This window comes from Desulfitibacter sp. BRH_c19, from assembly GCA_001515945.1.
Taxonomy (GTDB): domain Bacteria; phylum Bacillota; class DSM-16504; order Desulfitibacterales; family Desulfitibacteraceae; genus Desulfitibacter.
Genome location: LOER01000047.1, coordinates 92,190 through 114,478, shown reverse-complemented (window position 1 = coordinate 114,478; position 22,289 = coordinate 92,190). Strand labels below are relative to the sequence as shown.

Annotated in this window: 19 protein-coding genes; 18 read left to right on the top strand and 1 reads right to left on the bottom strand. The window is 35.0% G+C overall.

Annotated elements, in window-relative coordinates; genetic code table 11:
- Positions 1-536 precede the first annotated feature (536 nt).
- The 6 genes from APF76_18360 to APF76_18335 all read left to right on the top strand — a co-directional run bounded on the left by APF76_18360 (position 537) and on the right by APF76_18335 (position 4,892).
- Positions 537-1,232, top strand: coding sequence for a hypothetical protein (locus APF76_18360; protein ID KUO48842.1), 696 nt, complete (start codon positions 537-539; stop codon positions 1,230-1,232).
- Positions 1,233-1,311: 79 nt separating this feature from the next.
- Positions 1,312-1,815, top strand: a complete 504-nt coding sequence (locus APF76_18355; protein KUO48841.1) for a hypothetical protein — start codon at positions 1,312-1,314, stop codon at positions 1,813-1,815.
- A 16-nt stretch (positions 1,816-1,831) separates the two neighbouring features.
- Positions 1,832-2,827 (top strand): hypothetical protein, encoded by a 996-nt coding sequence (locus APF76_18350; GenBank protein KUO48840.1) that lies wholly within the window; start codon positions 1,832-1,834, stop codon positions 2,825-2,827.
- A gap of 11 nt (positions 2,828-2,838) precedes the next feature.
- On the top strand, positions 2,839-3,213 hold the full coding sequence (locus APF76_18345) for a hypothetical protein (protein KUO48839.1): 375 nt from the start codon (positions 2,839-2,841) through the stop codon (positions 3,211-3,213).
- A gap of 132 nt (positions 3,214-3,345) precedes the next feature.
- Positions 3,346-4,179 (top strand): phosphosulfolactate synthase, encoded by an 834-nt coding sequence (locus APF76_18340; protein KUO48838.1) that lies wholly within the window; start codon positions 3,346-3,348, stop codon positions 4,177-4,179.
- Between the two features lie 32 nt (positions 4,180-4,211).
- Positions 4,212-4,892: a phosphohydrolase gene (locus tag APF76_18335; GenBank protein ID KUO48849.1), complete on the top strand. Its 681-nt coding sequence runs from the start codon at positions 4,212-4,214 to the stop codon at positions 4,890-4,892.
- Positions 4,893-5,033: 141 nt separating this feature from the next.
- On the opposite strand, the gene APF76_18330 is transcribed toward APF76_18335, so the two are convergent.
- Entirely contained in the window at positions 5,034-5,666 is a 633-nt protein-coding gene (locus APF76_18330; protein KUO48837.1) for a hypothetical protein, read from the bottom strand.
- A gap of 108 nt (positions 5,667-5,774) precedes the next feature.
- Between APF76_18330 and APF76_18325 the strand changes: the two genes are divergently transcribed.
- The 12 genes from APF76_18325 to APF76_18270 all read left to right on the top strand — a co-directional run bounded on the left by APF76_18325 (position 5,775) and on the right by APF76_18270 (position 21,985).
- Positions 5,775-6,821 (top strand): hypothetical protein, encoded by a 1,047-nt coding sequence (locus APF76_18325; GenBank protein ID KUO48836.1) that lies wholly within the window; start codon positions 5,775-5,777, stop codon positions 6,819-6,821.
- A gap of 128 nt (positions 6,822-6,949) precedes the next feature.
- Positions 6,950-7,945, top strand: coding sequence for a hypothetical protein (locus tag APF76_18320; GenBank protein KUO48835.1), 996 nt, complete (start codon positions 6,950-6,952; stop codon positions 7,943-7,945).
- Between the two features lie 251 nt (positions 7,946-8,196).
- A complete protein-coding gene (locus APF76_18315) occupies positions 8,197-9,384 on the top strand; it encodes a hypothetical protein (GenBank protein ID KUO48834.1) in 1,188 nt (395 codons plus the stop codon).
- Between the two features lie 114 nt (positions 9,385-9,498).
- The gene (locus APF76_18310) at positions 9,499-10,380 is read left to right on the top strand and encodes a hypothetical protein (GenBank protein ID KUO48833.1); all 882 of its coding nucleotides are present in this window, start codon (positions 9,499-9,501) and stop codon (positions 10,378-10,380) included.
- A gap of 50 nt (positions 10,381-10,430) precedes the next feature.
- Positions 10,431-10,616: a hypothetical protein gene (locus tag APF76_18305; protein ID KUO48832.1), complete on the top strand. Its 186-nt coding sequence runs from the start codon at positions 10,431-10,433 to the stop codon at positions 10,614-10,616.
- A gap of 40 nt (positions 10,617-10,656) precedes the next feature.
- Positions 10,657-11,121, top strand: coding sequence for a hypothetical protein (locus APF76_18300; protein KUO48831.1), 465 nt, complete (start codon positions 10,657-10,659; stop codon positions 11,119-11,121).
- A gap of 40 nt (positions 11,122-11,161) precedes the next feature.
- Complete coding sequence (locus APF76_18295; protein KUO48830.1) at positions 11,162-12,553, top strand: L-seryl-tRNA(Sec) selenium transferase; 1,392 nt, start codon at positions 11,162-11,164, stop codon at positions 12,551-12,553.
- Between the two features lie 5 nt (positions 12,554-12,558).
- Complete coding sequence (locus tag APF76_18290; GenBank protein ID KUO48829.1) at positions 12,559-14,469, top strand: hypothetical protein; 1,911 nt, start codon at positions 12,559-12,561, stop codon at positions 14,467-14,469.
- Positions 14,470-15,299: 830 nt separating this feature from the next.
- Entirely contained in the window at positions 15,300-16,817 is a 1,518-nt protein-coding gene (locus tag APF76_18285) for a type I restriction endonuclease subunit M (protein ID KUO48828.1), read from the top strand.
- A 36-nt stretch (positions 16,818-16,853) separates the two neighbouring features.
- On the top strand, positions 16,854-18,104 hold the full coding sequence (locus APF76_18280; protein ID KUO48827.1) for a hypothetical protein: 1,251 nt from the start codon (positions 16,854-16,856) through the stop codon (positions 18,102-18,104).
- 18 nt (positions 18,105-18,122) lie between these two features.
- Entirely contained in the window at positions 18,123-21,260 is a 3,138-nt protein-coding gene (locus APF76_18275) for a restriction endonuclease subunit R (protein KUO48848.1), read from the top strand.
- An 11-nt stretch (positions 21,261-21,271) separates the two neighbouring features.
- On the top strand, positions 21,272-21,985 hold the full coding sequence (locus APF76_18270) for a metal-dependent hydrolase (GenBank protein KUO48826.1): 714 nt from the start codon (positions 21,272-21,274) through the stop codon (positions 21,983-21,985).
- Positions 21,986-22,289 lie beyond the last annotated feature (304 nt).

Sequence of the window (22,289 nt, the reverse complement as noted above, 5' to 3'; positions counted from 1 at the left end):
GCATTGCAAAAATCACAATGCTAGAACTACTGGCGGCTCTGCACTGGTATTTCTAGGCATTGCAAAAATCACAATGCTAGAACTACTGGCGGCTCTGCACTGGTATTTCTACGCATTGCAAAAATCACAATGCTAGAACTACTGGCGTAGGAGGTAAGTGGTGCTAAGTCCCTGGGGATAACGGTTTGCTATCCTGTTTATAGAAGTATCTTAATTATAAAGCAAGAGTTCCGGCATAGTGGGTCCTTAGCTTTAGCTCGTTCGCTATTTAAGCATATATACGCCAGGTATTAAAAAGCTACTAAAAATGTTTCACGTGAAACAATATGCGGGGAATCAGATGGAGGCTCTACTCTACCTGATTTAGGTATATTGGGGACATTCCTGGTTCTAATACTCACAGGTCTGTCCCCTTTCCTTAAGAGAAGTGGGGGTCTTAATCCATATAAAATATTTTAGATAAATTCTGAAAATAGAGTTTATGGCAATTCTATGGTAAACTACTTTAGTATGGTTTCTTATTGGGGGGTCTTATAGTGCTAGGTACAGTTGTTAATGCAGTTGCTATAATAATAGGTACGGTAATAGGCGTTTGGTTTGGTGGTAGGTTTAGTGAAAATATTAGAAAAATGATTATGCAGGCACTAGGATTAGGAATTATATTGATTGGACTGAAAATGGCAATAACAAGTGAGCAGTTGGTGTTTGTATTAGTAAGCATGGTATTTGGAGCATGGTTAGGAGAATATCTTGATATTGAAGGAGCCCTACATAAGATTGGAGCGTTAATCCAACAAAAAGTAGGGAATGTAAGTGGAGGAAGTAACATTGCTCAAGCATTTGTTACATCTACTTTGTTATTTTGTGTTGGTGCAATGTCAATAATGGGAGCTATTGAAAGTGGCCTTACTGGAAATCATGATACTTTGTATGCTAAATCACTAATAGATGGTGTAACGTCAATAATGTTGACCACCACAATGGGCTTTGGAGTGATCTTTTCAGCGGTATCTGTCCTCCTTTATCAGGGACTTATAACTATAACTGCATCATCGCTAGAAAGTTTATTAACTATACCAGTCATAAATGAATTGAAAGCTACCGGAGGACTGATAATTTTAGGGATTGGCCTTAATATTTTAGAAATCACTAAAATTAAAGTCGGAAACCTATTACCAGCAATTTTTATAATAGTAGGCATAATGATGATTGCAGAACGTTTAGTTTTTTAGATAATTTTGTAAAAATCAAAAAGGAAATTTGAAAATAAAGTTGAATACTATACTTTGGGAGCTTTTAGGGGGCATGTCCATGAATCTAAGCTATATACAGCAGATTGATCAGTATCTACATTTATATATTACTATCGGTTTAGTGATGTTTGTCGCCTTATTGACTATATGGCTTGTAATTCTTACCTTTAGGAATTCACGACTACGCAAAAAATATGAAGCCTATATACAAAACCCAGATGGTAAAAAAATCGAAACAATAATTGATGAATATTATAATGACTTTAACAGTCATAAGAACACTGTACATAAGATAGACAAGCAGTTAAGTGACATCCAGATTCAAAATCTCAAAAATTTCAGTAAAATAGGTTTAGTTCGCTTTAGTGCATTTTCAGAGGTTGGTAGTGACCTGAGTTTTGCGATAGCCCTAATGAACAGTAAGAATAGTGGCTTTGTAATTACTTCTATTTATGGAAGAAACGATAATAGGCTATATGCGAAACCACTTGAAAATGGCAGTTCTAGTTATAGACTTAGTGAAGAGGAAGAATTGGCCATAAAACAAGCTATGGAGAGTTAGGTGGTGAAGAGACTAAGTGTTCACTTCTAAAAGTAAACTTAAAAGTAAACTTAAGAAGAGAAAGTATTTCACTATAATGTTGATACCTCATACTCAGAAAAAAATAAATCAAATTAAAATACCAATCTGGTTAATCAGTAGTATGGTATTATGTTTTACTATAGTTGCCTGCACAATTGGATATTTTGCTTTCGATCTGAAAACGACAAAAGAAGATTTATATCGATTAAAACATGTTGAAACTGTAAATCAAGTTCAAGCAAAAAAGATTACTGAATTAGTTGAGAAAACCCGAAGTATGGAATCTAAGATTGCAGACATAGAAGCATTAGACAGGCAAGTCCGTGAATTAGTAGGGCTAGAAAGTGAGGAGGATGAAGAAATATATGTTCAAGATTATCGTTCACCTGTCACATTGCAGTCTGGGTCTGAAATAAGCCTGTCTATGCTACCAAGGGGCGGAGTATCAAGAACTCAAATGAGTCGGTTTTCAGAGAGCAATATAGAATTATTAGAATTGCTAGATAAAGATTTAAGCATGTTAGATCAAATAGTAGAAATAAAAGAAGTTGATTTAGGCCAATTGCAAGTTGAAGTGAGTGATCAATTAAAGTTTCTTGCTGCAGTCCCTGACAAAATGCCTGTAAATGGGAAAATTACTTCAAAATTTGGATACAGAAATTCCCCATTTGGAACCGGCAGAAGAGAGTTGCATGACGGACTAGACATCGCAGCTTCATACGGTACATATATAAAGTCGGCTGGTGACGGAAGAGTAACTTTCTCTGGATGGTCACCGGGATATGGACGAATGGTTACTGTTTCACATGGGTATGGATATATAAGTCATTATGCTCATAATTCAGTTAATCTCGTTAAGGTAGGAGATAGTGTCAAAAAAGGGGAGTCAATTGCAAGGGTTGGAACTAGCGGAAGGTCAACTGGAGCCCATGTTCATTATATGATAGATTATAATGGCAAGAGAATTAATCCTCAAAATGTTTTAAAATAAAGGGTGATAACATGTTTAAGAAAAAAGATACAGTTAATATGGAAAAAGTTGATACCATTATTGGTAAAGACTCTAATTTTCAAGGAAATTTAAAAGGACAAGGCACTTTAAGAGTAGATGGAAAAATAGAAGGTGAAGTTGAATGTCAAGGAGATGTAGTGGTTGGTGAAGGTGGTTTTGTGTCAGCAGGTTTAAAGGCAAGAAATCTTTTAGTTGCGGGTATTATTAAAGGAAACGTCAGCGTTTCAGAAAAACTAGAGATAGCATCTACTGGAAGAATTGAAGGAGATATTTCTACTAGTTCACTAATAATAGATGACGGAGCTCTATTCCAAGGCTCGTGTCAAATGACAAAGGCTGCTAGCTCAGAAAAAAACAAAAGATAGAGTATAAAATAAATAACGAGGAAACATTTCTGTATAACTGAGATGTTTTTTTTTGCACATTTCCTTATAATCTGCATACATTAAATGCAGAATTAGATTTACTTATATGCGAGAAAAAGCCAGTAAAAGGAGATGAGACGTTTGAATATAAATAAAGATGGATGGGATGGACTGGTTGAATTTCCATTGCCTGAAAGACAGCAAAAACCCAGGGACAATGGATTTACAATGATAATTGATAAGGGTATGGGCTTATCAGATTTAGCTGATACGCTTGAAACTGCAGGAAAATATATAGATTTTGTTAAACTAGGTTTTGGTACCTCTGCTTTATATACAGGAGATGTTTTACACAAAAAAATTAATCTTGTAAGGTCAATGGGAATCCATATTTATCCAGGAGGTACATTCCTAGAAGTTGCTGTCTTACAAGGAAAGCTTGATCTCTATTTAGAAAAAGCTAGAGCCCTTGGATATAGTTGCATAGAAGTATCTGATGGTACAATAAATATGAGCCGAAAAGTGAGAAAAAGAGCAATCGAAAAGGCCCTAGAGATGGGATTTATTGTGTTAAGTGAAGTTGGTAAGAAAGATGCTCGTGATGAGTTATCTAACACGGATATTTTGGAGCAAATCAATCTGGATATTGAATGGGGTGCATATAAAGTTATTGTAGAAGGAAGAGAATCTGGAAAGGGTGTTGTAATATACGATGAAAGGGGTAAGATAAAGGAAGAAGAGCTAGATGAAATATTAGGAGCTGTTTCAGATGTTAATAAAATCCTTTGGGAGGCACCTCATAAAAACCAGCAACAGGAACTGATAATGAGGTTAGGTACTAATGTTAATCTAGGAAATATTCAAGCAGCAGAAGTCATGTCCTTAGAAGCACTACGAGTAGGATTAAGGGGAGATACGTTGAGAAATTATCTTGTTTCTCAAAACAATCGAGCTATCTCTAGTTAATAAGGAGCAAATTGCCAGTAAGAAATAGCTATATTAAGGAGATTGGACGGTTGAATTTTCATAGTGAAGTATTAAACACAAATATAAAAACATATTTAGACAAATGCCATGAATTTTTAGGTGAAATGGGCGCACTAGAACATAGTTACAGGCATGCCGAGATTGTTTCCGAAAGAACCAACTTGATTTTAAAGGGTTTGGATTATGATAAAAATACGTGCCGTCTTGGTCAAATTGCTGGCTATCTACATGATATTGGAAATATCATTAATAGGTATGAACATGGAAGGTCAGGAGCTCTTCTTGTCTTGCCCTTTTTAAAAAGTTTTAAACTTAGTCAATTAGAAATATCAACAATTGTGGGTGCAATTGGCAATCATGAAGAAAATAGTGGAGGATTTTCTGTGAACCCAGTCTCAGCAGCGGTATTAATTGCTGATAAGTCTGATGTTCATAGGGATAGAGTTAGGAAGTCTGATATATCTACATTTAAACCTAGAGATAGGGTAAACTATGCTGTAGAAGAAACCTGGTTGACAATAGATGAAAAGAATAAAGTGATAACTTTAAACATTTTAATAGATCAAAACATATCTTCCGTAATGGATTATTTTGAAATTTTCATTACAAAGATGGTGTTGTGCCGTCGGGCGGCTACATTTTTACAATGTTCTTTTGAACTCATACTCAATGATACCAAAACTTTATCATGACTATCACCGCTAATCTTGCACTAGTATTTCTACCCATTGTTAAAAACACAATGCTAGAAGCAGATGCTCATTAAGTTAACTCTATCTGAAGTCAAGAATCCTGTTAATAAATCTCGTAACAAATATAGCTTCCGTCGGCAATTAGTGCCTGGCGGAAGCTAAGTTTTTTCTATTTATTTGAATTTGGCGATATGCTTTATAAATTGTATCAGAAATTGACATTGCAAGTTTCATTACTAGGTTTAATCTGGTATTCTGTAATACTAAATATTCTAAATAACCTCCTACATTAACTGTACCGGTCATGTAGATATGCCCAACAGAGGGCAATTCTTTTTTCACCCCAGCCCCAGGCTTAACAGAGCCCACTCCAAGATTTAAATTTCCAACATTTTTTGCCTGTCCTAAGCAGGCATCAACTGCTATAATAACTGGGTTGCTATGCAACTCCATAATATTTTCCATGCATTGCTCTATGTTTGTTGCGTGGACAGGTTGATCTAGTGTTCCATAGACATGAAATTCTGGCATAAAACGTTGTTTTTCCTGTAGGAAAGATCCTACTAGTGGGCCGAGGCTATCTCCAGTAGATCGGTCTGTTCCAATGTTGACTACTACAATGGGTCGAACTAATGTAGGATCAAGGGCTCTTAAGTAAGATACCAATTGATTAGCTGTTTTATATATAAGATTTTCATCATTTATATTATGCACTATTTTATCAGGAAGGTTATTAATTTCTCTATTTAGTAAATTTTTTAATAAAGTAGTCATTAAAGTACCCCCTAGCTTACTACAATAATAATTAAAGTATATGTATTTTAGAGTAATTTTATACAACAATTACCAAGAGTATGCTTTCTTCTAAAGTGGGGGGATAAATTGGACAGGAAAAAACTTGTATTTCAACTTGCAGTTACTTATGTTGGGGCCATTGTTGGAGCGGGATTTGCTTCAGGACAAGAGCTTATGCAGTTTTTCGCTATTTTTGATTATAAAGGTCTTATTGGTGTCCTCTTATCTGGCGTATTATTTGCTGTTATGGGCTATATGATAAGCACAATAGTGATAAAAAATAGAATTAAAGGATACCAGAAACTTCTGAGCAAAATTCTGGGAAAGAAGATTGGTTTTATTGTTGATTTATGGATTACAATTTCTATTTTTATGGGGCTAGGTATAATGTTGGCTGGATGTGCAGCTGTTCTTCAAGAAAAGCTATTCCTAAACTATTACGTTGGTCTTATTCTATCAAGTGCCATTGTATTGATTGCTATACTAAAAGGAGAAAAGGGTGTTCTTGGTATTAATACTTTTTTAATTCCGCTCTTAATTATAGTAACCATCTTAGTTAGTGGGCTAAGCATAGGCATGAAGCATCAGGAAGTATTTATAGCAGGAAGCAACCCACTAATAGGAAAAAATTGGCTTTTAGCACTAGCGTTATATGTTTCATATAATATGGTAACAAGCTTAGTCATTCTTACATCTATAGATTATCTTAAGTTAAAGAACGGAATAGTAGGCATTTTATTAGGGGGAGCATTGTTAGGTATAATAGGCATTATAATGGTTTATGCCATACAGCTATATAGACCACAAGTGCTGATGGTTGAAATTCCCATGCTGTATTTAGCGGAAAGCTTAAGTTTCAGGTTAAGTTGGATGTATACTTTAGCAATGCTTATTGCTATGCTAACAACCGCTGTTGCAAATGCTTTTGGATTAATAACTAGGATTGAGCCGCTATTTAAAATCAATAAAAATATACTATCTTTACTAGTTGTTGTTCTTGCTATACCAATCTCTTTTTTAGGATTTGGTAGACTAATAGGACACTTCTATCCCGTGTTTGGGTATGTAGGAGTGCTCATTGTAATAGCCATAATTATAAAGCAGGTTAAAATCAGTTGGAGAGTTAGAAGTTAATTAGACTGCCCAGGTATTTTTAAATGTAATATTATAACAGATAATCCACTTAATAAATTTGCAGGAAATAATTTATTAACCTAGAATTATCTTAAGATAAGCATTTACGTTTAAAAGGGAGAGGAATTATGTATAAAAGGTTTAAGGTTATAATAATCCTGGCATTAGTAGCCACATTATTGATCGGTTGTGGACAAAGCAACTCCAAAGATAATGAAGAAAAGGAAATAGTAAATAATGCTGTTGATAATCGACCTCTTCTACTAAATAGTGAAATGGATTCTGTTCTCGTTTATTTTGCTAGTGAAAACGGGCGATACCTTGTTCCAACAACCCTTCCTATTAAACCTACCAAAGAAGCAGCTAAAGTGTCAGTAGAAAAAGTGCTAGCAGGACCAGGAGATTGGCTACTATCTAATACAATTCCAGAGGATACAAAATTAAGAGATATCTATATTAGAGAAAATGTTGCATATATAGATTTAACAGATGACTTTGTAAATCTTGGAAATTATGAGGATGTTGAAAGAGCAATCAATTCTCTAGTACTTACTTTAACAGAATTTTACGAAGTACAAACAGTTCAATTCTTGATAGAAGGAAGAATCCATGAGGCTATAGATGGGTTCTCATTAGATAAGCCTTTTATGCGGCCTGCTTTTATAAATAGCTTAAACCCTCCAAGTGAAGATCAAAAGATTATAGATGTGTATTTTTCAGACCCTAATGCTTTATATTTAATTCCTATGGGTTTTGGAGTAGATGAAAATAGTTCTGTTAACCAAATGGTTGAAATAGCAATGAAAGAATTGGTTAGTGGGCCACCTTTAAATACTGATTTAGTAAAAACAATATGGTCTGGAACAAAAGTAAATAGTGTTAGCTATGAAGCTGATCGCAAATTAGCAATAATTAACCTTAGTGAAGAAGTTATGGGTTACGGAGGAGGAACAAGCGCTGAGGTATTTCTTGTTAAGTCCATACTATTTACATTAACAGCTATTGATGAGGTAAATGAAGTTCAAATACTCATAGATGGAGAAAGAGTAGATTATCTTCCTGAAGGCATGGAAATATCCAAGCCTCTATCAAGACCAGAGCATATTAACTATATTAATCCATAAACTTAAAAAATAATATTTTGCAATACAAGCAGAAAGAGTATTCTTAGAGGAGTACTCTTTATTTGTTACCACACATCAACAATCGTAATTCTACAAACGGATGCTAACTTCCTGATTAGCTCAGCTAACTATTAGTGGCAAAGTACTACTAATCCAGTTTTGCTTTCATAATATTGGATAAATGCTATAAATTATGCTATTATATTGAAGAAATTATAAGAAACTCGGTAACAGACTTGAGGAGGCTAAAGATGAGGACTGATATGGCTTTAGAAATAAAGAATAGGATTGGAAAGTTACAACAGAAAATTAGAGAGTTAGAAATTAATTCTGTAATTCTTATTGATAGAACAAATGTATATTATTTTTCAGGAAGTGGCCAGCAGTGTCACTTATATGTGCCTGCGGAGGGTGCCCCCTTACTTATGGTGAAAAAAAATATTGAAATAGCAAAAAAGGAATCACCAATTGCCAACATAGTTCCACTCAGAAGCCCTAAAGAAATACTACAAATGCTTCATACATATAATTTAAAATTAGGTAATAAGACAGCAATGGAGTTGGATGTATTACCAACAAACAATTACTTATTTTATCAAAAGATATTTGAACAGTCAGCCATAGTTGATGTTTCACCTATAGTGAGAGATATTCGTATGATTAAATCGGACTTTGAGGTTTCTCAAATTAGAGAATCAGGCATAAGACATGGAGAGGTATTTAAACATATTAGTTCTGTTATTAATGAAGGACTGACTGATAGGGAACTCGCTAGTGCCATTGAAGGCTATGCTAGAAAAATTGGGCACTTAGGATATACAAGGTTTAGAGGATTTAATGTAGAATTCTACATGGGGCATACATTAGTGGGTGCTCCAGGGGCTGCAAAAGGACCATATGAGGTTATGGCTGCTGGAGGGGCGGGGACTCATCCAACATTTCCGCAGGGAGTAAGTGGGTCTGTTATCAAAAAAGGGGAACCTATATACGTGGACTATGTAGGCAATTATACGGGATATTTAGTAGATCAGACGCGTATATTTGCATTAGGAACGCTGCCAGCTATTATGGAAAAAGCAGTAAATGTATCAATCGATATCCAATCCATGATTGAAGAAAAACTAAAAGAAGGTACAAATGGTCGGGAAATATATGATGAAAGTGTTAATATGGCTAATAAATCAGGTTTGCAAGACAATTATATGGGGTATCACACAGGAGTGCCATTTATTGGGCATGGGATAGGCTTAGAGGTAAATGAGTGGCCTGTAATTGCCAAGGGCTTTGATATACAATTAAAAACCGGAATGGTGATAGCTCTAGAACCTAAATTTACCTTCCCTGATTTGGGTGTTGTAGGCATAGAAAACACGTATTTAGTAAAAGAGAAAAGTTTTGAGAAGTTGACCAAGGGTGATGACTATATAACATATATCTAAAAATATTCTTGGAACATGAGTCCTTTATATTTCGTCTATATTAAAAAGGGGTGCTTGTTTGGGAATGATGATGAATCTGAAACGGGCAAATTGAAATATAGGGGGATGTAAACAATGAAAAAGTGTTTAATAATATTTTTAATTTTATTGCTAAGTCTTACGTTAGTGGCTTGTGGTGGCAGTAGTAAAGATGCTGCTAGTGGAGAATATGCAATGAACGATTCTGCTGCACCAATGGAATCTAGAGATTATGATCAATCAAGCGCTGAAGAAGATGGACAGAATCCTGTTGGCGATTTGGATCAAAGAAAGATAATCAAGAATGCTGAATTGACGATTGAGGTAGAGTTTTTAGGAGATGTAGTTAGAGAAATTGAAAAGCAGATTGGTTCTTCTGGAGGTTTCTTGGAAGAGAGTAATATTAATCAGAATGGCTCATCTTATCTATGGGCTGAAATGGTCTTGCGAATGCCTGCATCTGAATTTGAGGAGTTTGTAGTATATTTAGAGGAAATAGGTACTGTTAAAAACAGGAGAGTATATAGAGACGATGTTACAACTCGCTTTATTGATTTGGAGGCAAGATTAAAGGTACTCAAAGCTGAAGAAGAAAGCATTTTATCAATTCTACAAAAAGCCGAAAGTGTAGAAGATGTATTAAATATACGTAAGGAGCTTAGAACTTTAAGAAGTGAAATAGAGGTTCTTGAAGGAGAGTTAAAGTACCTAACAAATATGGTTAGCTACTCTACTATCAGAGTTCATATTCAGCAAGCAAAGGTTTCGGAAACCCGAATAGATGCTACTGGAATTGCTGGGGTATGGCAAAAGGGCATCAATGCGCTTACAAAAAATGTTAATGGTATAATATCTTTGGTTGGGAATATGTTTGTATTTGTAATAGGTTCAATACCAATTCTAATTCCATTAGGAGTGGCCGCTGTAGGTATATGGCATGTGAAAAAACGAAGAAAAAAGGATCAAAGTAGCTTGTAGATATCTTCCATAGGTGTCTTGTGATTTTGAATAGTAGGGAGGATTTAAAATTGGCAAAGAAAATATATAGGTCTGAAACTGATAAGATGATTGGAGGAGTTTGTGGAGGTCTTGCAGAGTATTTCCAAATTGATTCAACTATAACAAGGCTGTTGCTGGTTGCACTAGTTCTAGTTGGTGGCTCAGGTGTTTTGTTATATTTAATAGCTTGGATTATAATACCAACTAGAAGTTAAGTAAATAGCCTATCACTCTCGATGAAAAGAGGAGATGAATATGCAAAGACAGAAATTATATAGGTCTAGTACAGATAATATCCTTGGGGGTGTCTGTGGTGGAGTTGCTAAACACTTGGATATAGATAGTACCATAATTCGCTTAATTGTTGTTGCTACTGCACTTTTTGGTGGAGCTGGAGTTGTTTTTTATGTAATTGCTTGGATAATAATTCCTGATGAGCCTTCCAGTGAAAGCATCAGACATTCTAAATTAAAAGAAGAAGTAACTTCAAGTGAAGGAGAAATTATAGGGGATCAGACTCAAAGAGAAACTACAGGTAAAAATGATAATTCTAACTCTAGTAAAACGCTAGGGTGGATTTTAATATTAGTAGGAGCATTTTTGTTTATAAATATTTGGTTTCCATATGTTGACTGGGGCAAGTTTCTTCCATTTGTATTCGTTTTTGGTGGGCTATATTTATTAATTAGAAGCCAAAAAGGCAAGGATAAGGAAGAATAACAAAACAAGTTGTTAAATTATAGCAATGAGGAGTTTATCCATGAAACAGCAAAATATTTTAAGAAGGCTTCCTTCAATTAATGAATTAGCTACCGAAATTAAGAATAATTATCAAGATGAATACTCCTTTAATCTTATAGTAGAGTGTTCTAGGGAAGTACTAAACATGGTTCGTCGTGAAGTCAAAAATAATCCAGAGCAGGCTTTCTTAGAAGAAGATTTACCACGAAGAGTCGAAGATTTGTTGAGAAAAGAGACTACCAACAGTCTAAGAAACGTAATCAACGCAACAGGAATTATTTTACATACAAATTTGGGGAGGGCCTTGCTTAGTAAGAAGGCCCAAATTGCCGTGAAAAATATCTTGGATGGATACTGTAATCTGGAAATTGACTTGGAAACAGGTAAAAGAGGAAGCCGCTATAGTCATGTGGAAAGCCTTCTTACCCGGATAACAGGTGCAGAAGGAGCTTTGGTAGTTAATAATAATGCAGCCGCAGTATTTTTAATATTACAAGCCCTTTCTAAAGAAAAAGAGGTAATTGTATCTAGGGGGCAGCTTGTTGAGATAGGTGGATCATTTAGAGTCCCAGAAATTCTAGCTGCAAGTGGAGCAAGACTAGTAGAAGTTGGAACCACAAACAAAACAAAAGCAGCGGACTATGAAAAGGCAATAACTGAGGAAACAGCTCTTCTTCTAAAGGTACATACTAGCAATTATCGTATTTTAGGGTTTACTGAAGAAGTTAGTGTTGAGGAAATGAGTTCTCTGGGCAAAAAATATAATATTCCCGTAATTGAAGATTTGGGTAGTGGTTTTCTTGTTAGCTTAAAAAAATTCGGAATTACAGATGAACCAACGGTACAGGAATCTGTAGCAGGGGGCGCGGATGTTGTTTCTTTTAGTGGCGATAAGCTTTTAGGAGGGCCTCAGGCAGGTATTATTGTTGGGAAAAATAAATATCTGGATATTATCAAAAAAAATCCACTAAACAGAGCTTTAAGGGTAGATAAAATGACATTGGCTGTACTTGAAGCCACTTTAAGAGAATACTTATATGAAACCAATGTGCTAGAAATAAATCCAACGTTACGAATGCTCACAGTCTCACAAGAGGATCTGAAACAAAAGGCTGAAATTCTATTAAATTGTATAAACTCTAAACTTGGAAATCTTGTTGAAGCTGGAATTATGGAAAACTACTCTGAAGCTGGAGGCGGCTCTTTACCTACAACAAAATTACCAACATGGGTTACAGCACTAAAACCCATGAAAGGATCAATTAATAAGCTTGCTGAAAGCCTAAGAAGTGGATTTCCTTCTATACTTACAAGAATTGAAAATAATTATATTTTAATGGATGTAAGAACCATTGAAGAAAAACATTTTGAGGTTATATGTACAAGGCTCTACGAGGAAATCAAGGAGTGAGAGATATGGACTGCTTTATTATTGGAACTGCAGGGCACGTTGACCATGGCAAGACACAATTAGTTAAGACTTTGACAGGACAAGACACTGATAGACTTAAGGAAGAAAAGAAAAGAGGAATTTCCATAGAGCTAGGGTTTGCAGCTTTAAAATTGCCTAATGGAGCTAATGCCGCCATTATAGATGTTCCTGGTCATGAAAGGTTTATAAAGCAGATGCTAGCAGGAGTGGCTGGAATTGATATGGTTATGTTGATAATAGCTGCTGATGAGGGGGTTATGCCCCAAACCAGGGAGCATATGAATATAATAAAGCTATTACAGGTAAAAAAAGGGCTTACGGTTATTACTAAAATAGATTTAGTTGATGAGGAATGGCTTGAGTTAGTGGAAGAGGATATTAAGGATTTTCTAAAGGGTACATTACTTGAAAAGGGGCCTATTTTAAAAGTATCAGCAGTAAAAAATCAGGGAATGGCTGAACTCCTAAATGAAATCCAGAAACTGGCAGTTGCTGATCCAGATCAAAAAAGTAGGGAAGGTCAATTAAGATTGCCGGTTGATAGATCCTTTATTCTATCTGGGTTTGGTACAGTCGTTACTGGCACCCTTTGGTCAGGAGAAGTCAAGGTTGGTGATATTGTAGAAATCCAACCTACTGGCAAAAAATCTAGGGTCAGGGGAATACAAGTCCATGGTGAACAACAACAGGTTGCTAAACCTGGACAAAGAGTGGCTCTAAATCTTGCTGATGTAGAAGTAGATGAAGTGCCAAGGGGAAGTTCAGTAGTCTTAGCGGGAACATATGCACCGTCCTATAAGTTGGATGCTAAGTTAAAGCTGATTGAAGACTCTCCTAAGCCCTTAAAACAAAGGCAGCGGGTGAGGGTTCACCTTGGTACATCTGAAAAACTTGCCAGGGTTAACCTTTTAAACGGTGATGAATTAGCTCCTGGGGAAGAAATGTATGTTCAATTACAAATGGAAGATCCAATTATTGCCCAAAGGGGTGACCATTTTGTTATTCGTAGCTATTCACCAATGTTTACTATTGGTGGAGGTACAATACTGGAGCCTTATGGGGAGAAGCTTAAAAGATTTAACGAAGACGCCATCGAAACATTACAGATAAAAGAAGAAAGTAATCCAGAGGATTTAATCAACTATATTTTGGAGAAAACAAAGGATCGGTTACTAACTATAGAAGGACTAGTAAAAGAGCTTAAAATAAATGAAAGCATAGTAGTTGATTATCTGTCTAAAATGGCAGGTATTAATATAGTTGAAGCAGATGGGAATAAGTATATAATTAGTCAAAAGGTTTTTGAAAAATGGTTAACCACTCTTTCTAATGAGTTGCATTTATATCATGAAAAGTATCCTTTAAGACAGGGTCTAGATAAAGAAGAAGTACGGTCAAAGATTTTTGCAGGCTTTAATATTAAGGAATTTAATGTTTTACTGGGTGCATGGCAAAAAGAAGGCAATCTAAAAATAACAGGCTCTTTTATACACCTGCCTGATTTCGTATCAGCGTTAGATGAAAAGACAAGGCAAAGTATTGCAACTATTGAAGAAGAATTTGTAAAGAAAGGCTTTCAATCTCCAACTTTTGAGGAAGCTACTCAAGGAGTAAAGGCATCTAAAGCTGAAAAAGAAGAATTTCTTAAATATTTGGTTGCTAATGGCATTTTGGTAAAAGTAGCAGAAAACATGTATTTCCATATACAGACTATAGAGAAGGCAAAAAACATGTTAAAACAAGGCTTTGCAAAAAAAGACGCAATGGCATTAAGTGATATTAGGGACCTATTCGATAGTTCAAGAAAATATGTCTTACCAATACTAGAGTATTTTGATGGACAAAAGTTTACAAAAAGAGTTGAAGATAAAAGAGTTTTATTTAAAAAGGATTAACATTCTCCTGTTTATGTGCCATATCTATAGCAGAATCATAGCGGTATTGAAAAAGGGAATAATTTAAGTTATAATGTAAACTCTGAGGGAGCGGATTTGGTCTGGTGGCTGGCCTGGACTTCAAATCCAGTGGGACGTAGCGATCCTGCGTTCGGTAGGTTCGATTCCTACACGCTCCCGCCATTGATATATAAGGTTCTTTTATTTTCAAGCATATCAGGATACAATAACCTTTATTAATATAATCACTATATGACATTAGTTTGACATTCTTTAGAATAAAAAAACCAGGAGTTACAGTAAACAGCTCCTGAGTATAGTAATATGCATTTTAGACTGGAAGCTAACAGGTTGCCAATTTTATCTGTAGCTTTCTTTTTCATTTTAGGGCAATAGAAAACCTGTAGAATGCATTATGCCTTTCTTCTAATAAAGTCGTTGTTTTAAAGGGGCTGCCTCTTTATTTAATAATGCACCCACATTAACACAATGAGCTTCTGCTAATCTAGAAACATAACTGGTAAAACTCTCAACATCAGGTGTATTCAACCCTATCGGCTCTATATTGTATAATCTACTACGAATGGGGATATCAGCCATTTATTCTTCTCCTAATAAATCTACTTTTTATATAATTACCAATATCATCAAGCAATATTAACTAGAGTTATCAAAATATGGCAAAAATCTAGATATACATAGAGGACATACAGCATAAATAAAGAATTAATAAATGTCGTAGGAAGTTAGATCATCCATAGAAAGTCTTATTAAAATATATTGGAGTTCTTTTACAGATGAACATATTAGCTATATGGGAGAGTGTATAAATGACAAAATTAACTTCGCAACAACTAGAATCAACTCTATGGAAAGCTGCTGATATTTTACGGGGTGAGCTTAATGCAGCAGAGTACAAAGATTACATATTTGGCATCTTGTTTCTAAAGAGACTTAATGATGAATTTGAACTAGAAAGTGCTAAAAAAAGAGAAGAATTTTTAGCCCAAGGAATGGATAAGGAAGAAGTTAATATTATACTAGATGATGCTTCAGTCTATGATACATTTTATGTTCCTGCAAGGGCACGATGGGATAAGCTTAAAAACCTTACCCTTAACATTGGACCTGAGTTAGACAAGGCTTTTAAAGCTATTGAAGATGAACCTAAGAATTCAGAATTAATCGGTGTCCTTACTACTGCTAGTTATAATGACAAAGAGAAAGTATCGGATAAGAAGCTATCTCAACTCCTATTACTTTTTAACACAATAAATATTGCTAGTGAAAACCTAGTGAATGATGATGTGCTAGGTGATGCCTATGAATACTTAATTAAGCAGTTTGCAGACGAAGGTGGTAAAAAAGGTGGAGAGTTCTATACTCCACAGACTGTTGTAAAAGCCTTAGTAAGAATCTTAAAGCCTCAAGAAGGAGATAGACTTTACGACCCTACAATCGGCAGCGGCTCATTTATGATACAAAGTCTTAAGTATATTAATGAAACAGGAGGCAATTGGAAGAATGTCTCTCTATTTGGTCAAGAGATTAACTTAAGTACCTGGGCTATATGTAAGATGAATATGCTCTTCCACAATGCCAAGGGTGCAGATATTAAAAAAGGGGATACCATTAGGAACCCAATGCATAGAGAAGGTGGAGTTTTAAAAACCTTTGATAAGATAATGGCAAACCCACCATTTTCACTTAAAAACTGGGGTTCTGAGGAAGCCCAGTCAGACCCCTATCATCGATTTCCCTATGGAGTGCCACCTAAGTCTTATGGAGATTTAGGATTTGTATGTCACATGGTAGCGAGTCTAAATAGTAGAGGCGAAATGGGCACAGTAGTACCCCATGGTGTTTTATTTAGGGGAGGGGCAGAAGGTAACATTAGAAAAGGATTTATCAAAGATGATTTAATAGAAGCTGTCATTGGGTTACCCAGTAATATTTTCTATGGTACAAGTATCCCAGCAGCTTTGTTGATTATAAATAAAAACAAGCCAGTACAAAGAAAAGGCAAAATACTATTTATTGATGCAAGTGCTGGCTTTGCTAAGAATGGCAACAAGAATATACTACGGGATGAAGATACAGATATAATAGTTAAGGCTTTTGATGATTTTAAAGATGTAGATAAATATTCTAGGATTGTTGATTTAGATAATATTAAAGAAAATGACTATAACCTGAATATCAGTCGTTATGTTGATACCTCTGTAGAAGAGGAAGAGGTTGATATTGCTGGTGTAATTGATGAGATAAAAGAGTTAAAAGCTCAAGCATTAGAAACTGAGAGACAATTAAATAAATATCTAAAAGAACTAGGATTTGATGAAATATAAGCAGAATAGGGTGATGGTATGAGAGAAGGATATAAGATGACAGAATTTGGAGAGATACCTGAGGAATGGGTAGTTTATAGATTAGGTGATATTGTCGAGAAGATTGTAGGAGGTGGGACACCATCAAGGAAGGTTGCAGAATATTATCAAGGTGATATTCCATGGGCAACTGTGAAAGATTTGGACAATAGGTTTTATAAAAGCAATACAGTTGAACACATAACTACAGAGGCTGTTAATAATAGCGCTACAAATGTAATTAATGAAAGCAAAATTATTATTGCTACTAGAATGGGTTTGGGAAGAGGCTTTATTAATAAAGTTCCAATGGCAATAAATCAAGACTTGAAAGCTCTATATAATAAGGCCTTTATAGATATAAAGTATTTGCTTTATTGGTATTTGCTTAAAGCTGAATTAATACAAGGAATTGGTAAAGGCTCTACCGTTAAAGGAATTACCTTAAATGACCTTAAAGCCTTATTATTACCTATCCCAGCAAAAGAGGAGCAACAAAAAATTGCCTCCATCCTCTCAACAGTAGATGAACACATTGACCAAACAGATAAACTTATAGAAAAGTCAAAAGAACTGAAAAAAGGTCTAATGCAAAAACTGCTGACCAAAGGCATTGGGCATACAGAGTTAAAAATGACTGAGTTAGGGGAGATACCGAAGGAATGGAGTATTAGTAAGCTTAGAGAATTGGGCTTTACCTATAATGGATTGACAGGAAAAAACGGAGATGATTTTGGTGAAGGGAAACCGTATATACCGTATAAAAATGTTTTTAACAACCTGAGAATAGATTTGGATTATCTAGACCATGTTAGAATAGATAAAAAAGAAAATCAAAACAAAGTTAAATATGGTGATGTAATATTTACAACATCATCTGAAACACCTGAAGATGTTGGGATGAGTTCAGTACTTTTAAATAAAACTGGTGAATTATATTTGAACAGTTTTTGTTTTGGATATAGACTAAATAGTTTAAAACTTGTTTTACCAGATTTTGTTTGTTATTTATTAAGAGGATATCGATTTAGGAAGATAATCTCAAAGCTAGCACAAGGTTCTACAAGATATAATTTGTCTAAAAATAGTGTTTTAAATATATCCATTCCTATTCCAGGTGTAGAAGAACAGCAAAAAATCGCTTCCATCCTATCATCTGTTGATGAAAAACTTGACCAGTACGATTCCAAAAAACAAAAGCTTCAAGACCTTAAAAAAGGTTTAATGCAAAAGCTTCTTACAGGAAAAATTAGAGTGAAAGTTTCATAGGGGGAGGATATAATGACTATTGGCTTTTTAGGCAATGAAGAAACCTTGGTAGAACTGCCAGCCATAGACTACTTGCAAAACAAATTAGGATATACCTTTATTCAAGGAGACAAGCTTACTCCTGAAGCTGGTGAGAGAGACAGCCATACCGAAGTGGTTTTGGTAAAGCGTCTTAAAGTTGCCATAAAACGCCTTAACCCCTGGCTAAATGAACCTAATCTTAACAAAATAGTAAGATATTTAACACGTCCAGAAAGCCTAGGAGCTACACTACTTGAGATTAACGAAAAGATTTATGATGCAATAGTAAACCTATCCTATGCTGTGGATCAAGACTTAAATGGCAGCGGTCAAAAAAAGTTTCATACTGTAAAATTCGTTGATTGGGACAAACCCTCTAATAACGAGTTCTTAGTTACCAGGCAGTTTAAAATACAAGGCCCTAACGAAAAAATAATCCCTGACATTATAATATTTATCAACGGTATCCCAGTAGTAGTTTTAGAATGCAAATCTCCTTTCGTAGAAAAGAGCAAGAATGAAAACATAGGTAAAAAGGATGCCTATGAACAATTAAGCAGATACATGGATGAAAGAGATGCCACAAAGATAGAAGGAGCACCAAGGCTCTTTTACACCAACTTCTTTACAGGCATATTAAATAAATATAGAGCCTATCTTGGAACAATAAGCTCTAAATACAGCCATTATTTACAATGGAAAGACCCCTATCCATTTAAGAAAGAACAAATAGAAAATGTAGAAGATAACGGACAAAACATTTTCCTCCAGGGACTATTAGAAAAAAACAACCTCCTGGATGTTATGAGAAACTTCATACTCTATGAAACAGAAAATACCATTAGAATTAAGAAAATATGCCGTTACCAGCAGTATAGAGCTGTTAATAAAGCATTACAAAGACTGGTAACAGGCAAAGATGCTAAAACCCGTGGTGGAGTTATCTGGCATACCCAAGGAAGTGGTAAGAGCTTAACCATGGTCTTTTTAGCAAAAAAAATACGCAGAATTCCTGAGCTTTCTGATGCAACCATAGTCATTGTTACAGACCGTGTTGACTTAGATAAACAGATATTTAACACATTCTTAAGGACCCTATCTACTATAACCGCACCAGTAAGAGCAGAAACAGTAAATGAAATGAAACAACTGTTATCACAAGCTCAACCTCAAATTATCATGACTACCATACATAAGTTCCAAACAGAAAAAGAAGAAAAGGAAGTACTAAAGGATGCAAGGCAAGTATCAAGCTTATTTTATGAAAAAGAATTTCCAGTACTAACTACTAAATCTAATGTAATAGTTCTAACAGATGAAGCCCATCGCAGTCAGTACAAAGGCATGGCTAAAAATATGCGAGATGGTCTTCCCAATGCTGCCTTTTTAGGCTTTACAGGTACACCTATAGAAAAAGAAGATAAATCCACCCCTAGAACCTTTGGGGAGTATATTGATAAATATACCATTCAACAAGCTGTAGAAGATGGAGCTACTGTTAGGATAGTATATGAAGGAAGAAAACCAGAGCTTCAAATTAAGGGAGAAACCTTAGAAGAATTATTTGAACAAGCCTTTGAAGATAAATCAGAGGAAGAAAAAGAAGCTATTAAACAAAAGTATATCACCAAAAAGGTTATAGTAGAAGCTGATGATAGAATTGACGATATAGCCAAGGATATGCTAGAGCATTATAAAGAATGGATTTATCCCAATGGATTTAAAGCCCAAGTAGTCTGTGTCTCCAGAGAAGCCTGTGTTAAATACTATAATGCCCTGAATGAGCACATGAAGGATATGCTAGGGTTAGAATTAGAGGCTAAAATCATCTTTTCAGGAAATTTAAATGATAAACAACATTTGAAAGACCACTTTACTACTAAAGCGGAACAGGAAAACATTATCAAAAACTTCTTACAGCCTATTGAGAAGGATAAGCTGAGCTTTTTGATAGTTAAGGATATGCTCTTAACTGGCTTTGATGCTCCCATTGAACAGGTCATGTATCTAGATAGACCCTTAAAGGAGCATAACCTACTTCAAGCTATAGCCAGAGTAAATAGAACCTATGGTGAAAAGAAAAAATGTGGCTATATAGTAGACTATTACGGTATCTCTAACTTTTTAGAAGAAGCCTTAGCTGTATTTGATAAAGAAGAACTAGGACAACCCATGGAATCTATGGATAGTATATATAAACTGATGCTTTCCTATCGAGAAGCTGTAATGACCATCTTTAACGGCACAGATAAAAATGATTTAGATGCTCTGGTTAGAAAACTTGAGCCTGAGGATAAAAGAGCCGAGTTTGAAATGGGCTACAGAAGGTTTGCAGGAACTATAGAACAACTAATGCCTGGTCATGTCACACAAAAGGACTTAAATGACTTAAAGTGGCTTTCATATCTTAGGGCAGCATCCAAAGCTCGCTTTGAACCTGAAAAAGAATTGGATATTGCTGATTGCGGTGAAAAGGTAAAAAACTTAATAGCCACTCACCTGGAATCCTTAGGAGTACAACAATGGATAAAGCCTACTACCCTTTTTGATGCTGACTTCCAGCAAAAAGTTAACAGCTTAAAAACTGATGAAGCCATTGCTTCTTCCATGGAACACACAGTAAAAAAGCATATCAATGTTAAAATAGATGATAACCCAGTTTACTATACTAGCCTACTAGAAAAGCTTCAGCAAATCTTAGACGATACAAAGAATAATTGGATAGAAAGAAAGAAAAGATTAGAGGAATTTATAAAAAATGACGTTCAAAAAGGAGAACAACAAGAAGCAGAAGCTTTAGGGTTATCAAAAGAAGAATTTGCCTTTTTTGAAGTAGTTAAGGTTAACCTAATTGAACCTGAAGAAACTGGCAAAGTTAAAGAAGCAAAAGCCTTATATATTAATCAAGGTGTACTTGATTTAGCAAAAGACATTGCCAAAAATGTAGCTGAAATAGTTAAAAGCAACTTTGTAATTGACTGGACAACTAATACTACAAAAACAGCAGATATAGAACGAGCCATTTATTTAATGCTTACTACTAAATATTTTAAGCAGATTAAGATGGATATTAGAAAAAGAATGGTTCAGCCTTTATTACAATTAGCAAAAAAACATTACTCAAGTATAGATTAGAGGGATTATTAATGCAACTAAGCTTTCAATATGGAACAAGAAATATAGAGTTTACTGTGACATATTCAAACCGAAAGACTATACAAATAACTGTTGAACCACCAGATATTGTTAAAGTAACAGCTCCTATGGATACTCCTAAGGATGCAATATTAGAAAAGGTTAAAAGCAAGGCTTCCTGGATAGTTCAGAAACTATTTGCCTTTAAGGACATGGAATTTATGATTAGTAGTAAGGAATTTGTTAATGGAGAGTCTTTTCTTTACCTTGGCAGGAATTATTCTTTGAACATTAATCTAAATGGGCAATTAAAAAGGTCTGAGGTAAAGCTTTACCAGGGTAAATTTATTGTTGAAACTCCAACCAAAGATGAAATGGCAATAAGAAAAGCTATGGAACAGTGGTATCGGCAAAAAGCCGAAGAGAAGGTTAACGAACGTGTTGAATATTACCAGCACTATTTTAAGATAAAACCCAAAAAGGTTAGCATAAAGGAGCAAAAGAAGAGATGGGGCAGCTGTACAGGGGATAACCACCTTTTATTTAACTGGCGTATTATAATGGCTCCTTCTCCAGTACTAGACTATATTGTGGTACATGAGCTGTGCCATATGAGCTATAAAAATCACTCAAGGGAATACTGGGATATGTTGTCTTCCATAATACCTGATTATGAAAAAAGAAAAGAATGGTTGAGAAATTATGGTGTAAGGATTGGTTTTTAGAATTAATTATTTTTATCTAAGGACAAATTAGTGGTAGAGTAACATCTTTTGTGTAAATGGAAATTTCACATTGATTTTTCTCTTAATTGAAAATACCAGTATTTAGTATTAGATTGTCTAAACTAGTTAATACTATACATGACTCTTACCTACCAGGAGGATAGGGCAATGCTGGAGAGCAACCTGAGCGCCTAGTAGGGTTCTGTAAAGAGGTAAAATGGGGAGCATTTGGCTGTTCCCCATCTTTGATTTATTCTACCTCTTGGAGAACTAAAGCGATTAACTCATAGGTTTAAGTTTTAAA

Bases quoted from the DNA above. Each gene is read 5' to 3' on its own strand.
- APF76_18295 (KUO48830.1), top strand. From the start codon at position 11,162: ATGAAACAGCAAAATATTTTAAGAAGGCTTCCTTCAATTAATGAATTA.
- APF76_18330 (KUO48837.1), bottom strand. From the start codon at position 5,666: ATGACTACTTTATTAAAAAATTTACTAAATAGAGAAATTAATAACCTT.
- APF76_18285 (KUO48828.1), top strand. From the start codon at position 15,300: ATGACAAAATTAACTTCGCAACAACTAGAATCAACTCTATGGAAAGCT.
- APF76_18320 (KUO48835.1), top strand. From the start codon at position 6,950: ATGTATAAAAGGTTTAAGGTTATAATAATCCTGGCATTAGTAGCCACA.
- APF76_18280 (KUO48827.1), top strand. From the start codon at position 16,854: ATGACAGAATTTGGAGAGATACCTGAGGAATGGGTAGTTTATAGATTA.
- APF76_18340 (KUO48838.1), top strand. From the start codon at position 3,346: ATGAGACGTTTGAATATAAATAAAGATGGATGGGATGGACTGGTTGAA.
- APF76_18315 (KUO48834.1), top strand. From the start codon at position 8,197: ATGAGGACTGATATGGCTTTAGAAATAAAGAATAGGATTGGAAAGTTA.
- APF76_18310 (KUO48833.1), top strand. From the start codon at position 9,499: ATGAAAAAGTGTTTAATAATATTTTTAATTTTATTGCTAAGTCTTACG.
- APF76_18300 (KUO48831.1), top strand. From the start codon at position 10,657: ATGCAAAGACAGAAATTATATAGGTCTAGTACAGATAATATCCTTGGG.
- APF76_18355 (KUO48841.1), top strand. From the start codon at position 1,312: ATGAATCTAAGCTATATACAGCAGATTGATCAGTATCTACATTTATAT.
- APF76_18290 (KUO48829.1), top strand. From the start codon at position 12,559: ATGGACTGCTTTATTATTGGAACTGCAGGGCACGTTGACCATGGCAAG.
- APF76_18270 (KUO48826.1), top strand. From the start codon at position 21,272: ATGCAACTAAGCTTTCAATATGGAACAAGAAATATAGAGTTTACTGTG.
- APF76_18345 (KUO48839.1), top strand. From the start codon at position 2,839: ATGTTTAAGAAAAAAGATACAGTTAATATGGAAAAAGTTGATACCATT.